This is a genomic window from Saccharothrix sp. NPDC042600, assembly GCF_040647305.1.
Classification (GTDB): Bacteria; Actinomycetota; Actinomycetes; order Mycobacteriales; family Pseudonocardiaceae; genus Actinosynnema; species Actinosynnema mutabilis.
The window spans coordinates 1-13,141 of the sequence record NZ_JBEZBW010000160.1 but is presented as its reverse complement, the minus strand read 5'-3'; the positions used below and the strand labels follow the sequence as shown (position 1 = coordinate 13,141).

Annotated in this window: 10 protein-coding genes; all 10 read right to left on the bottom strand. The window is 73.3% G+C overall.

From position 1 onward, the window contains the following. Positions 1–185: 185 nt before the first annotated feature. On the bottom strand, positions 186–1,499 hold the full coding sequence (gene ftsZ / locus AB0A74_RS40860) for a cell division protein FtsZ (protein ID WP_358258341.1): 1,314 nt from the start codon (positions 1,497–1,499) through the stop codon (positions 186–188). 209 nt (positions 1,500–1,708) lie between these two features. After that, a complete protein-coding gene (locus AB0A74_RS40855; RefSeq protein WP_358258340.1) occupies positions 1,709–2,233 on the bottom strand; it encodes a DinB family protein in 525 nt (174 codons plus the stop codon). Between the two features lie 66 nt (positions 2,234–2,299). Beyond that, positions 2,300–3,028, bottom strand: coding sequence for an FtsQ-type POTRA domain-containing protein (locus AB0A74_RS40850; RefSeq protein WP_358258338.1), 729 nt, complete (start codon positions 3,026–3,028; stop codon positions 2,300–2,302). Continuing rightward, entirely contained in the window at positions 3,025–4,419 is a 1,395-nt protein-coding gene (murC, locus tag AB0A74_RS40845) for a UDP-N-acetylmuramate--L-alanine ligase (protein WP_358258336.1), read from the bottom strand. The genes AB0A74_RS40850 and murC overlap by 4 nt, the downstream gene beginning before the upstream one ends. After that, entirely contained in the window at positions 4,416–5,519 is a 1,104-nt protein-coding gene (murG, locus tag AB0A74_RS40840) for an undecaprenyldiphospho-muramoylpentapeptide beta-N-acetylglucosaminyltransferase (protein WP_358258334.1), read from the bottom strand. Before murG ends, murC begins: the two co-directional genes overlap by 4 nt. A 28-nt stretch (positions 5,520–5,547) precedes the next feature. Further along, complete coding sequence (ftsW, locus tag AB0A74_RS40835; RefSeq protein ID WP_358258332.1) at positions 5,548–6,984, bottom strand: putative lipid II flippase FtsW; 1,437 nt, start codon at positions 6,982–6,984, stop codon at positions 5,548–5,550. 342 nt (positions 6,985–7,326) lie between these two features. Next, positions 7,327–8,685, bottom strand: a complete 1,359-nt coding sequence (gene murD, locus AB0A74_RS40830) for a UDP-N-acetylmuramoyl-L-alanine--D-glutamate ligase (protein WP_358258330.1) — start codon at positions 8,683–8,685, stop codon at positions 7,327–7,329. A 1-nt stretch (position 8,686) separates the two neighbouring features. Next, a complete protein-coding gene (gene mraY, locus AB0A74_RS40825) occupies positions 8,687–9,775 on the bottom strand; it encodes a phospho-N-acetylmuramoyl-pentapeptide-transferase (protein WP_343934502.1) in 1,089 nt (362 codons plus the stop codon). Further along, positions 9,772–11,235, bottom strand: a complete 1,464-nt coding sequence (murF, locus tag AB0A74_RS40820) for a UDP-N-acetylmuramoyl-tripeptide--D-alanyl-D-alanine ligase (RefSeq protein WP_358258328.1) — start codon at positions 11,233–11,235, stop codon at positions 9,772–9,774. The genes mraY and murF overlap by 4 nt, the downstream gene beginning before the upstream one ends. Beyond that, complete coding sequence (locus AB0A74_RS40815; protein WP_358258326.1) at positions 11,232–12,761, bottom strand: UDP-N-acetylmuramoyl-L-alanyl-D-glutamate--2,6-diaminopimelate ligase; 1,530 nt, start codon at positions 12,759–12,761, stop codon at positions 11,232–11,234. Before AB0A74_RS40815 ends, murF begins: the two co-directional genes overlap by 4 nt. Positions 12,762–13,141 lie beyond the last annotated feature (380 nt).

The following is a 13,141-nucleotide window of genomic DNA, read 5'->3' as shown; positions in this document are numbered from 1 at the left end:
TGCGCGGGGTGCGGCGGGGCGGGGTGCGGCGGGGCGGGGTGCGGCGGGGCGGCAGGGCGCACGCGGCCCGACCCAGCCCAGGCCGGCCCAGCGCAGCCCGGCCCCACGCTGGTTCGGCTGGTCCCCGGTGCGCGAAGAGCCCGCCTCCCCGAGCGGGAAGCGGGCTCTCGATGGTCCGGGCCGCCTCAGCGGCGCATGAACGGGGGCACGTCGACCTCGTCGTCCGGGTCGTCGGTCACCGGCACCGCGCGCGACGGCAGCGACCCGCTCTGCGAGAGCGAGCGCGGCACCGCCGGCTGGGACGTCGGGTACGCGGGCTGCGGGGTCGTCCCGTTCGGCTGCGTCGGCTGCGGCGGCACGGTCGGGCGGGGCTGGGCCACCGGGGCCTGCTCCACCACCGGCGGCTGGACCTGGTGCTGCACCGGCTGCGGCTGGACCGGCTGGACCGGCTGCGCCACCGGCACGGGCTGCACCGTGCCCGACTGGCCCGGCGCCACCGTCGTGCGCGGTGGCGAGGACAGGGCCTGTGGTTCCAGCTTCTTGTGGGTCGGGCCGCCGCTGTCGAAGCCGGCCGCGATCACCGTCACCCGGACCTCGTCGCCCAGCGAGTCGTCGATGACCGTGCCGAAGATGATGTTCGCGTCCGGGTGCGCGGCCTCCTGGACCAGCGACGCCGACTCGTTGATCTCGAACAGGCCGAGGTCCGACCCGCCCGCGATCGACAGCAGCACGCCGTGCGCGCCCTCCATGGACGCCTCCAGCAGCGGCGAGTTGATGGCCTTCTGCGCCGCCTGCACGGCACGGCCCTCGCCGCGCGCCGAGCCGATGCCCATCAACGCCGAGCCCGCCCCCGACATCACCGACTTGACGTCGGCGAAGTCCAGGTTGATCAGACCGGGGGTGGTGATCAGGTCGGTGATGCCCTGGACACCGGACAGCAGCACCTCGTCCGCCGAGCGGAACGCGTCCATCAGCGAGACGCCGATGTCGCCGAGCTGGAGCAGCCGGTCGTTCGGGATCACGATGAGCGTGTCGCACTCGTTGCGCAGCGCCTGGATGCCCTCCTCGGCCTGCTTCGCGCGCCGCTTGCCCTCGAAGGAGAACGGGCGCGTCACGACGCCGATGGTCAGCGCGCCGAGCTTGCGGGCGATGGACGCGACGACCGGCGCGCCGCCGGTGCCCGTCCCACCGCCCTCGCCGGCGGTCACGAAGACCATGTCGGCGCCCTTGAGGACCTCCTCGATCTCCTCCCGGTGGTCCTCGGCGGCCTTGTGGCCGACCTCGGGGTTGGCGCCCGCGCCGAGGCCGCGGGTCAGCTCGCGGCCGATGTCGAGCTTGACGTCGGCGTCGGACATCAGCAGAGCCTGGGCGTCGGTGTTCACCGCGATGAACTCGACGCCCTTGAGCCCGACCTCGATCATCCGGTTGACGGCGTTGACACCGCCGCCGCCGATGCCGACGACCTTTATCACCGCGAGGTAGTTGTGCGGGGGCGTCATCGGATCCGCCTTCCTGATCGTGTCCGTGCTCATGTGCTGGAGTGGATGACCACCGGTGTCACACCCGGACGGAAGTCCACCCGGATTGAAACCCTCAACCAGAGGTCGAGAGTTATGTCAACCCCGTATGTTCCCACCGGACGTTATGCACCAGAAATGCCTCGGTCCAGTTGCCACGCCGTGTTGTGTCCCGACCGGGTGAGCCCGCCCTACTCGCCGGTCACCCCGTCGAGCAGTTCGCGCACCACGTCCAGGTGCCCCGCGTGCCGACCCGTCTCCTCGATCATGTGGATCAGCACCCAGCGCGTGGAAAGCCGCTTGTCCCCCCGGAACACCACCTCGTGGTCGAGGTCGAGCCCCGCGGCGATGTCGCGACTCACCCCGCACTGCTCAGCGTAGTCGGCCAGCAGACCCGAGATCGTCTCCCCCGGCTCGATCCGCCAATCGGCGTCCGGGTCCTGCCTCGTGTAGGGGGCGGCGCTGGGCCGTCCGAGCAGCGCGACCTCGAACCAGTAGTGCTCGACCCACCGCAGGTGCTTGACGATGCCCGCGGCCGTGTTCAGCGGCGACGGGAGCGTGGAGCGGGTCGCGTCCTCTTCGGACAGTCCGGCGCACTTCAGCTCGATGGTCCCGCGCAGGTAGTCCAGGAACCCGTTGAGCAGGGTCCGCTCGTCGCCGGTGAAGGCGATGTCCACCCGGTCCTCGGGCTTGGTCACGATCTTCGTCACAGTCATGCCGGGCAGTATCACCTGCGCGAACGCGGCGAACGACCGAGTTTCGCCCGACCGCCGTGGTGAAGATCACGAGACGGTCGGCAGCTCCGGGCTGGAGACGTCGAACACCGAGCCGTCACGGGTCATCAGCACCTGGACGACCGCGGCCTTGCGCGGCGTGTCGTCCGGCGAGCCCCACCGCACCTCGCGCCCGGCGGTCAGGGTCAGCCGCACGTCGGCGCCGGACGTCGCCGACACCGCCAGGACTTCCCGGCGCAACGGCTCGGGCAGCGCGACCAGCACCGCGACCGCCGCCGGCCGCCCCTTGCCCTCGGCCTTGAGCTCCGGCAGCCCGGCCGGCGGCTGGGCGACGGTCGCGTAGTCCCGGCCGGTAGCGTCCACCAGGTGCGCGCCGTCGCCGGCGTTCACCACGGCGACCGGGGTGCGCTCGTCCACGGTGAGCAGCACGGTGCCCGGCAGGGAGCGCTCCACCCGCACGCCCGCCACCCGGGACAGCCCGCGCACGCGCTCGGCGATCGCGTCGACGTCCAGCCGGACCAGCGGCGAGCCCGGCTCGATCGCGGCGGCGGCGCGGACCTGGTCGCCCGTCAGCTCGACGGTGCCGGCCACCTCCACCCGCCGCACGCCCAGCAGCGGCGTGAACCAGACGGCGACGACCAGGCCGACCACGGTCAGCACGGTCAGCAGCGCCACCGCCCGGCGGCGCAGCACCACGCGCCGGGAGGGTCCTCCGCGCCGGGACGGGCGCCGCCGCGACGCGGAGGCGGTGCGGCGGCGCGCCGTCTGGGTCGTCATCCCCGGTCCAGCTCCCCGACGATCTCCGGGCCGAGCATGGTCACGTCGCCCGCGCCCATGGTCACCACCACGTCGCCCTCGCCGACCAGCCCCGCCACCAGCGCGGGCACCCGGTCGAACGACGGCTCGTAGTGCACCCGGTCCTGCTCCAGCGGCACGGTCCCGGCCACCAGCGCGCCGGTCACGCCCGGCTCCGGGTCCTCCCGCGCGCCGTAGACGTCCAGGACCACGACCTCGTCCGCCAGGCCCAGGGCGGCGCCGAACTCGTCGGCGAACAGCCGGGTCCGCGAGTACAGGTGCGGCTGGAACACCACGACCAGCTTGCCCTGCCCGGCGACCGACCGCGCGGCGGTGAGCTGCGCGGCGACCTCGGTGGGGTGGTGGGCGTAGTCGTCGTAGACCCGGACCCCGCCGGCGCGGCCCTTGAACTCGAACCGCCGCCGCACGCCGCCGAACGCGCCCAGGCCCTCCAGCACGCAGTCGCGGTCCGCGCCCAGCTCCAGCGCGGCCAGCAGGGCGGCGATCGCGTTGCCCGCCATGTGCTCGCCGGGCACGGCCACCCGCACGTCCAGCTTCTCGCCGGCCAGGTCCAGCACGGCGATGCCGCCGCCGTCCTCGGGCCGGTAGTCCACCAGGGTCGCCGCGCCCTCGCCGGTCGCGGTGCGGCCGTAGGGGCGGACCCGCAGGCCGAGGCCCTTGGCGCGGTCGGCCAGCGCCTTCGCGCCCGGGTCGTCCACGCACGCGATCACCACGCCGCCGGGCTCGATCCGCTCCAGGAACGAGTCGAACACGGCGGTGTAGGCCTCGACCGTGCCGTGGTGGTCGAGGTGGTCGGCCTCGACGTTGGTCACCACCGCGATCGAGGGCGCGAAGTACAGGAACGACCCGTCGCTCTCGTCGGCCTCGGCCACGAAGATCCCGCCGGTGCCCTGGTGGGCGTTGGCGCCGGACTCGTTGAGGTCGCCGCCGATGGCGAAGGACGGGTCCATGCGGCAGTGCTGCAACGCCACGGTGAGCATGGACGTGGTGGACGTCTTGCCGTGGGTGCCGGCCACGCACGCGACGCGGTGGTCGAGCATCAGCGCGGCGAGGGCCTCGGCGCGGCGCAGCACGACCACGCCGCGCTCGCGGGCCGCCGCCAGCTCGGGGTTGTCCTCGCGGATCGCCGTGGACACGACGACGGAGGTGGGACCGCCGTCGAGCAGGTCGAGGTGCTCGGCCGCGTGGCCGACGGCGATGTGCGCGCCCTGCGCCCGCAGCGCCAGGACGGTGCGGGAGTCCTTGGCGTCGGAGCCGGACACGTGCGCGCCGCGCGCGAGCAGGATGCGGGCGATGCCGCTCATGCCCGCGCCGCCGATGCCGACGAGGTGGACCCGTTCCAGCACGTTCACTTCTTGATCACATCCAGGACGATCCGGGCGAGCACCTCGTCGGCCTCGCGGTGGCCGGTGCTCAGGGTGGCGGTGGTCATCGCGGCCAGCCGGTCGCGGTCGGCGACCAGCGGGACGACGTGCCGCGCGACCCAGTCCGGGGTCAGCTGCTCGTCGGGGACCAGGATGCCGCCGCCCGCGCCGACCACGGGTCCCGCGTTGAGGGCCTGCTCGCCGTTGCCGTGCGGCAGCGGCACGAACACCGCCGGCAGGCCCACCGCGGACACCTCGGCGACGGTCATCGCGCCGGACCGGCACAGCACCGCGTCGGCGGCGGCGTAGGCGAGGTCCATCCGCTCCAGGTAGGGCACCGGCACGTACGCGGGCGCGCCCGGCACCGCCTGCACCGCCACGGAGTTCTTCGGGCCGTAGGCGTGCAGCACGCCGATCCCGGCCCGCGCGAACGCCTGCGCCGCGCCGGACACCGCGTTGTTGATCGACCGCGCGCCCTGCGAGCCGCCGAACACCAGCAGCACCGGCGCGTTGGGGTCGAGGCCGAAGTGGGCGCGGGCCTGGGCGCGCAGGGCGGCCCGGTCCAGGGAGGTGATCGAGTGCCGCAGCGGGATGCCGATGATCTCCGCGTCGGTCAGGCCCGAGTCGGGCACGGCGGCGGCGACGCGCTCGGCGAACTTCGCGCCGACCTTGTTCGCGAGACCGGCCTTGGCGTTGGCCTCGTGCACGACGATCGGCACCCGGCCGCGGGCGGCGAGGTAGGCGGGCAGCGAGACGTAGCCGCCGAAGCCGACGACGACGTCGGCGTGGTGGCGCTCCAGCACCTCGCGGGTGCGCTTCACCGACTCCCGCACGCGCAGCGGCAGCTTCAACAGGTCGGGCGACGGCTTGCGCGGCATCGGCACCGGCGGGATCAGCTCAAGCGGGTAGCCGCGGGCGGGCACGAGCTTGTTCTCCAGCCCGCGCTCGGTGCCCAGCGCGACCACGCGCGCGTCGGGCCGCAGCCGCTTGACCGCGTCGGCCAGGGCCAGGGCGGGCTCGATGTGCCCGGCGGTGCCGCCTCCGGCGACCACCACGCACGGTCCGGCCTGCTGGGGAACCCCGGTCACGCACTTCCTCCTTGTGTCGTGGGGCGGGCTAGCGCCCGTCGCGGCGCCGGGACCGGTCCTGGGTCGCCCGGCGCGAGTCGCGCCGACGGTACTCCGACGGCGGAGCGTGACGGCCGGCCATCCTCCGTTCGTCCACCGGCGGCGGCGCGGCCTTGCGCCCGCGCGGCGGGGTGGACGGCCGGACGGGCCGGCGCTTGGGCGGCGGCTTGTAGGCCTCCGGCGCGGGCAGCTTCAGCACGCCGCCGACGCGGCCGGGCCCCAGCGAGCGCAGCGCGGACACGGCTTCCGGCTCGTGGCGCGCGCAGTTGGCCAGGATGCCGAACACGACCATCGTGGTGACGATCGACGTGCCGCCGGAGGAGATCATGGGCAGCGTGATGCCGGTGACCGGCAGCAACCGCACGACGTAGCCGATGTTGATCGCGGCCTGCGCCACCAGCCACACGGTGAGGGTCGCGGACACCAGCCGGATCCACGGGTCGGTGTTGCGCGCGGCGATCCGCAGGCCCACCACGGCGAGCAACCCGAACAGGCCCAGCACCAGCAGGCAGCCGATGAACCCGAGTTCCTCGCCGATCACGGCGAAGATGAAGTCGCTGTGGACGTTGGGCAGGTAACGCCACTTGGAACTGCCGTTGGTCAGGCCCTTGCCGAAGAACCCGCCCTCCGCCAACGCGAACATCGCCTGCCGCGCCTGCAACCCCGCGCCGGTCGGGTCCTTGTCGGGGTCGAGGTAGGTCAGGACGCGCTGGAGCCGGTAGGTCGCGCCGACCGCGAGCACCGCCGCCCCCGCCGCCGCGCCGACCGCGATCACGCCGAACAACCGCATCGGCGCGCCCACGAACCACATCAGGCTGACCAGGACGACGCCGAGCGTGATCGTGCCGCCGAGGTCGGGCTGGAGCATCACCAGCGCGAACACCAGCAACGCCACCGGGACCACGGGCACGAGCAGGTGCCGGTACTGGTCCAGCAACGCGCGCTTGGTGACGAGCACGTGCGCGCCCCACAGGGCCATCGCGAGCTTCGCGGCCTCGATCGGCTGGAACGACACGGGCCCCACGGTGAACCAGGACTGCGCGCCGCCCGCGACCGTCCCGAGTGGAGTGAGGACCAGGCCGAGCATGATCACGCACGCGAGCATCGCCATCATGCTGCTCTGCCGGATGGTCCGCAGCGGGATGCGCAGGACGATCAGGAACAGGATCGCCCCGACCACCACGTACAGCAACTGCTTCTGGAAGACGCTGTAGGCCGAGGCCCCGTCCGCGACCTCGCCCGGTGCGGACGCGGACAGCACCATCACCAGGCCCAGCACGGTCAGCAGGCCGAAGATGGCGAGCAGCAGGTGGAAGTCCGCGAGCGGCCGGCCCAACCAGGCGGTGAGGGCACTGCGCACGGCGACCACCTTGACCGTGCGCTTGGGCCGCGCCCCCCGCTCCACCGCTCTGTCCACCGCTGTCATGCGCCCATCGTCTCCCGCATCGCACGGCGAAAGCCGAAAATCCACCGCGTGTCGCCCAGACGCGACCGCAGTCACGCGACTTACCCACCCGTGGGACGCCCGAAACCCACCACCGGTTGCGCCCACAACCGAATCCCGGCCACCCCGAGCCCGGCCGATCTTGTCGGTCCCCGGTGAGACAATGGAACCGGGGGCCGGAGGCCGCGCCGAGCGCGCTCAGCCCGCGCCAAGCAGCCCTCGCCAAGCAGCCCTCGCCAAGCAGCCCTCGCCCGTCAGCCCTCGCCCGTCAGCCCTCGCCCGTCAGCCCTCGCCCGTCAGCCCTCGCCCGTCAGCCCTCGCCCGTCAGCCCTCGCCCGTCAGCTCCCGCACCGCCTCCGCGAACGCCTGCCCCCGGTGCGCGTAGTCGCTGAACATGTCCATCGACGCCGCGGCCGGCGCCAACACCACCGCGTCCCCGGCCCGCGCCATCGACCGAGCCGCCCGCACCGCGTCCCGCATGCTCGCGGCGTCCAGCACCGCCACCGGCACGGAAGGCGCGTACTTCGCCAAAGCCGCCGCGATCACCTCGCGGTCCGCCCCGATCACCACGGCCCCGCGCAACCGGAACGCCTCGGCCCGCACCAACTCGTCGACCGACGCGCCCTTCAACAACCCGCCCGCGACCCACACGACGCTCTCATGGGACCGCAACGACGCCGCGGCCGCGTGCGGGTTGGTCGCCTTCGAGTCGTTGACGTACGTGACGCCCTCGGCCACCGCCACGACCTCCGCCCGATGCGCCCCCGGCCGGAAGTCGCGCAACCCCTGCCGCACGGCCTCCTCCGACACACCGTGCGCCCGAGCCAGAGCGGCGGCGGCCAACGCGTCGGACAACCCCGGCGGCCCCGCCGGCTGCACGTCCGACACCGCCGCCAACACCGCGTCCGGCCCGAACGCCCGGTCCACCAGGTGCCCGTCCACCACGCCGAGCTGCCCCTCCTCGGGCGCGCCCAGCGTGAAACCGACGTGCGCCGGCGACGGCGAAGCCGAAAGCAGCTCGGCCACGTAAGGGTCGTCCACACCGGCCACGGCGACATCGCCGGTGAGCACCTGGGCCTTCGCCTCCGCGTAAGCGGCGAACGAGCCGTGCCAGTCCAGGTGGTCCTCGGCCAGGTTCAACAGCACCCCGGCGGCCGGCCGCACCGACGGCGACCAGTGCAGCTGGAAGCTCGACAGCTCCACCGCGAGCACCCGGTGCCCGGCCAGCAGGGCGTCCACCACCGGCAGGCCGACGTTGCCGCACGCCACCGCGTCGATGCCGGCCGCCCGCAGGATCGACTCCAGCATCCCCACCGTCGTGGTCTTGCCGTTGGTGCCGGTCACCGCGAGCCACGCGGGCGGGTCGGCCAGTTCCAGGCCCATCCGCCACGCCAGCTCGACCTCGCCGACGACCTCCAGCCCCGCCGCCCGCGACGCCACCAGCAACGGGCTGTCCGGGCGCCACCCGGGCGAGGTCACCACCAGCTCCGCCGACGGCGGCGGCGCGACCAGGCCCGGCACCAGCGCGACCCCGGGCAGCAACGGCTCCAGGGCGCTCAGCCGGTCGACGGAACCATCGGTCACGGTCACCGACGCCCCCGCCGCCAGCAACGCCTCGGCGGCGGACCGGCCGGTCACGCCCGCGCCGGCGACCAGGACGTCGCGACCGGCCAGGAACCCCACGTCAGCTCCCCGCCGCGGTGAGCCACTCGCTGTAGAACAGGCCCAGGCCGAGCATGCAGCACATGCCCGCCATCAGCCAGAACCGGATGATGACCGTGGTCTCCGCCCACCCGGCGAGCTCGAAGTGGTGGTGGAACGGCGCCATGCGGAACAACCGCCGCCGCGACGTCCGGAACACCGCCACCTGGAGCACCACCGACAGCGCCTCGACCACGAAGATGCCGCCGATCACCACCATCAGCAGCTCGGTGCGGGTCGCGATGGACAGGCCCGCGACCAGACCGCCCAGCGCCAGCGACCCCGTGTCGCCCATGAAGATCTTGGCCGGCGCGGCGTTCCACCACAGGAAGCCGATGCAGCCCGCCATCGCGGCGGCGGCCACCAGCGCCAGGTCCAGCGGGTCGCGCACGTCGTAGCAGCCGGCCACCAGCAGGTTCGAGCAGTTGTAGCGGAACTGCCAGAAGCTGATCACCACGTACGTGCCGAGCACCATCGCGGACGTGCCGCCGGCGAGGCCGTCGAGGCCGTCGGTGAGGTTGACCGCGTTGGACCACGCGGAGATCGCGGCGTAGCAGAACACCACGAACCCGACCACGCCGAACGACACCACCGCGATGTCGCGCACGAACGACAGGTTCACCGACGCGGGCGTGAGGCCGTCCTTGTTCGGGAACTGCATGACCAGGACGGCGAAGATGATCGTGGCGACGAACTGGCCGACCAGCTTGGCCGTCTTGTTCAGACCGAGGTTGCGCTGCTTGCGGATCTTGATGAAGTCGTCGAGGAAGCCGACCACGCCCAGGGACGTGGTCAGCATGAGCACGAGCAGGCCGGACGCGCTGGGCGTCTGCTCGGCCGCCGACGCGGACATCGAGTTCACCAGGTGCGCGCCGAGGTAACCCGCCCACATCGCGACCAGGATGGCCACACCGCCCATGGTGGGCGTGCCGCGCTTGGTCTTGTGGTGCTGCGGGCCCTCTTCGCGGATCTCCTGGCCGAAGCCCTGCCGGGAGAAGATCTTGATCAGGTACGGCGTCAGCATGATCGACGCGATCAGCGCGATGGCCGCCGCGATGAGGATGCTCTTCACTTGCTGACCGCCTCCAGGAGGGCCTCGGCAACCCGCCACAGGCCGTATGAGTTGGATGCCTTCACCAGCACGACGTCACCCGGACGCACCTGGTCGCGCAGCAGCTCCACGGCCGCCGCCACATCGGGCACCAATACCGCTTCTTCGCCCCATGATCCTTCCAGGTGCGCGCCCTGGTGCATCGGGCGGGCTTGGTCCCCGACGACGACCAGCTTGTTGATGTCCAGGCGCACGGCGAGCCTGCCGATCTCGTCGTGCGCGCGGACGTGGTCTTCGCCCAGCTCGGCCATGGGGCCGAGGACGGCCCAACTGCGCCGGGCGGGGGTGGTGGCCCGCGAGATGGTGGCGAGCGACTTCAGCGCCGCGCGCACCGACTCCGGGTTGGCGTTGTAGGCGTCGTTGACGATCGTCACACCGTCAGGACGTTCGGAGACCGCCATGCGATGCGCGGAGACCCGTTCGGCTTGGCCGAGCGCGTCGGCGACCTGCTCCGGGGTCGCGCCCAGGCGCAGGGCGATCGCGGCGGCGGTGAGGGCGTTGCCGACCTGGTGCGGGCCGTGCACGGCGAGCCGCACGCGGGCCCGCCCCTGCGGCGCGACCAGCGTGAACGCGGCGCGGGCGGTGGCGTCCAGCTCGACGTCCACGGCGCGGACCTCGGCGTCGGGGTGCTCGCCGACCAGGACGACGTTCGCCGCCGTGCGGGGGGCCATGCCGGCGACCAGCGGGTCGTCGGCGTTGAGCACCGCGATCCCGTCGGCCGGGAGCGCCTCGACCAGCTCGCCCTTGGCCTGCGCGATGCCCTCCCGGGAGCCGAACTCGCCGAGGTGGGCGCTGCCGACGTTGAGCACCGCGCCGACCTTGGGCGGGGCGACCGTGCACAGCGCGGCGATGTGCCCGCGACCGCGCGCGGACAGTTCGAGCACCAGGAACCGGGTGGACTCGTCGGCGCGCAGGACCGTCCACGGGTGGCCGAGTTCGTTGTTGAACGACCCGGGCGGCGCGATGGTCGGGCCGAGCGGGGCCAGCACCTGAGCGATGAGGTCCTTGGTGGAGGTCTTGCCGGACGAGCCCGTGACGCCGATCACGGTGAGGTCCGGGAGGCGGTCCACGACGTGGCGGGCGAGCTTGGCCAGGGCCGCCAGCACCGCCGCGCCCGCGCCGTCCTTGTCCCCGGACAGCACGTAGGCGTTGCCGTGCCCCGTCTCGACGGGGGGTGCGACGACGGTCGGGACGCCGTCCACCGGGCGACCGGCCAGGACGCCCGCCGCGCCCCGGGCGACGGCCTGGGCGGCGAAGTCGTGGCCGTCGACCCGTTCGCCGGGCAGGGCCAGGAACAGGCCGCCGGGCGCGACCTTCCGGGTGTCGAACTCGACGGCGCCGGTGACCACCGGCGTCCCGTCGGTGCCGTGCAGGGTGCCGCCGACGGCGTCGGCGATCTCGGCCAGGCTGAGCGGGATCACCGGCGGACCTCTCTGATCGCGTGCGCGAGGGTGTCGGCGTCGGAGAACGGGTGCACGACGCCCGCCACCTCCTGACCGGTCTCGTGGCCCTTGCCCGCCACCACGACCACGTCACCGGGCCGGGCCAGGGTCACGGCGTGCTCGATGGCCGCGCGGCGGTCGCCGATCTCCAGCACCTCGCCGCGGTCGCCGTCGGGCACGGTCAAGGCGCCCGCCAGCATCGCGGCCCGGATCGCGGCCGGGTCCTCGCTGCGCGGGTTGTCGTCGGTGACGATCAGCACGTCGCTGCGCCGAGCCGCCTCCTCGCCCATCAGCGGGCGCTTCGCGGTGTCCCGGTCCCCGCCGCAGCCGAGCACCGTGATGATCCGGCCGGTGGCACGGGCCCGGACGGCGTCCAGCGCGAGCGCCACGGCCTGCGGCTTGTGCGAGTAGTCGACGACGGCGGTGAAGTCCTGCCCCTCGTCCACCCGCTGCATCCGGCCCGGGACCTGGACCTCCGCCAGGCCGCGCACGATGGACTCGACGTCAACGCCCCGCAGGTGCAGCAGCGCGGTGGCCAGCAACGCGTTGGCGACGTTGAACTCGCCCGGCAGCCGCAGCTCGACGTCGAACTCCAGACCGTCCGGCCCGTGCGCGGTGAACCGCTGCTCACCGGTCGCGGACACGCTGATGCCCGAGGCCGTCCAGTCGGCTTCGCCGGTGGTGGACACGGTGACGGTGCCCGGTTTGACCAGCCGACGCCCCCACTCCCCGTCCACGCACACGACTTCGCGCCGCGCGCGGCCGTCGAACAGCAGGGCCTTGGTCTGGAAGTAGTCCTCCATGTCGGGGTGGAAGTCGAGGTGGTCCTGCGACAGGTTGGTGAACCCGGCGACCGCGAACCCGACCCCGCCGACCCGCCCCAGGCGCAGGGCGTGGCTGGAGACCTCCATGGTCACGTCGGTGACCCCGCGCTCGGCCATGACGGCGAGCAGCGCGTGCAGGTCGGGCGCTTCGGGCGTGGTGAGCGCGCTGTCCAGCCGCTCCCCGGCGATGCGCGTCTCGACCGTGCCGATCAACCCGGTCGTGCGCCCGGCGGCGCGCAACGCGGACTCGACCATGTAGCTGGTGGTGGTCTTGCCGGACGTGCCGGTGACCCCCCACACCGCGACCTTCGTGGCGGGCTCGCCGTAGACGCGGGCGGCCAACGCCCCCAACACCCCACGCGGATCCGGGTGCACCAACACGGGCACCCCCCGCACCTTCGCCGCCCCGACCTCGTCGGTCAACACCGCCACCGCTCCCCGGGCGACGGCTTGGTCGGCGAAGTCCGCACCGTGCGCCCGAGCCCCGGGCAACGCGGCGAACAGGTCCCCGGCCTGGACGTGCTGGGCGCGCAACGTCACCCCGGAAACGGGGGTGTGCGCCCGATCGGGCGCGGTGAGGTGCGCGTCCACGGTCGAGGCGAGCTCGGACACGGCGACGGGCTGGACGCGGGAGGGGCGAGGCGGGGCGGTCGCGACCTTGCCCTCAAGCTTGGCAGGCACGCGCGGAAGGCTACCGGCGCACGGAGAGTGTTCACCCACCACGTCCACTGCGGACACGAAAACCTTTCATTGCCAGCAGAAACCGTCGTACCACCGTGCGACCATGGCAACGGGGGCCGAAGGCCACGCCAACCCCACAAGCCCACCCCCTCCACCCCACCCGCCGCAACAGCCACCCGCCTCCTCACGACCGCGCCGCCTTCACCGCGCAGCGGCGGCCCTCTTCTCCGCGCAGCAGCGCCGCTCTTCTCCACGCAGCAGCGCCGCTCTTCGCCGCGCAGCGGCGCTTTTGGTTTGGGCTCCCAGCCACAAGGGGCCTTCGTGTTCCCCACCGTATGACCTGCCCGAAGGGCTACCACACTTTTCGGGGGTCGGGCCAA

Excerpts from the sequence above, each read along its gene's own strand:
- ftsZ (WP_358258341.1), bottom strand. The coding sequence starts at position 1,499 with ATGACGCCCCCGCACAACTACCTCGCGGTGATAAAGGTCGTCGGCATC.
- AB0A74_RS40855 (WP_358258340.1), bottom strand. The coding sequence starts at position 2,233 with ATGACTGTGACGAAGATCGTGACCAAGCCCGAGGACCGGGTGGACATC.
- AB0A74_RS40850 (WP_358258338.1), bottom strand. The coding sequence starts at position 3,028 with ATGACGACCCAGACGGCGCGCCGCCGCACCGCCTCCGCGTCGCGGCGG.
- ftsW (WP_358258332.1), bottom strand. The coding sequence starts at position 6,984 with ATGACAGCGGTGGACAGAGCGGTGGAGCGGGGGGCGCGGCCCAAGCGC.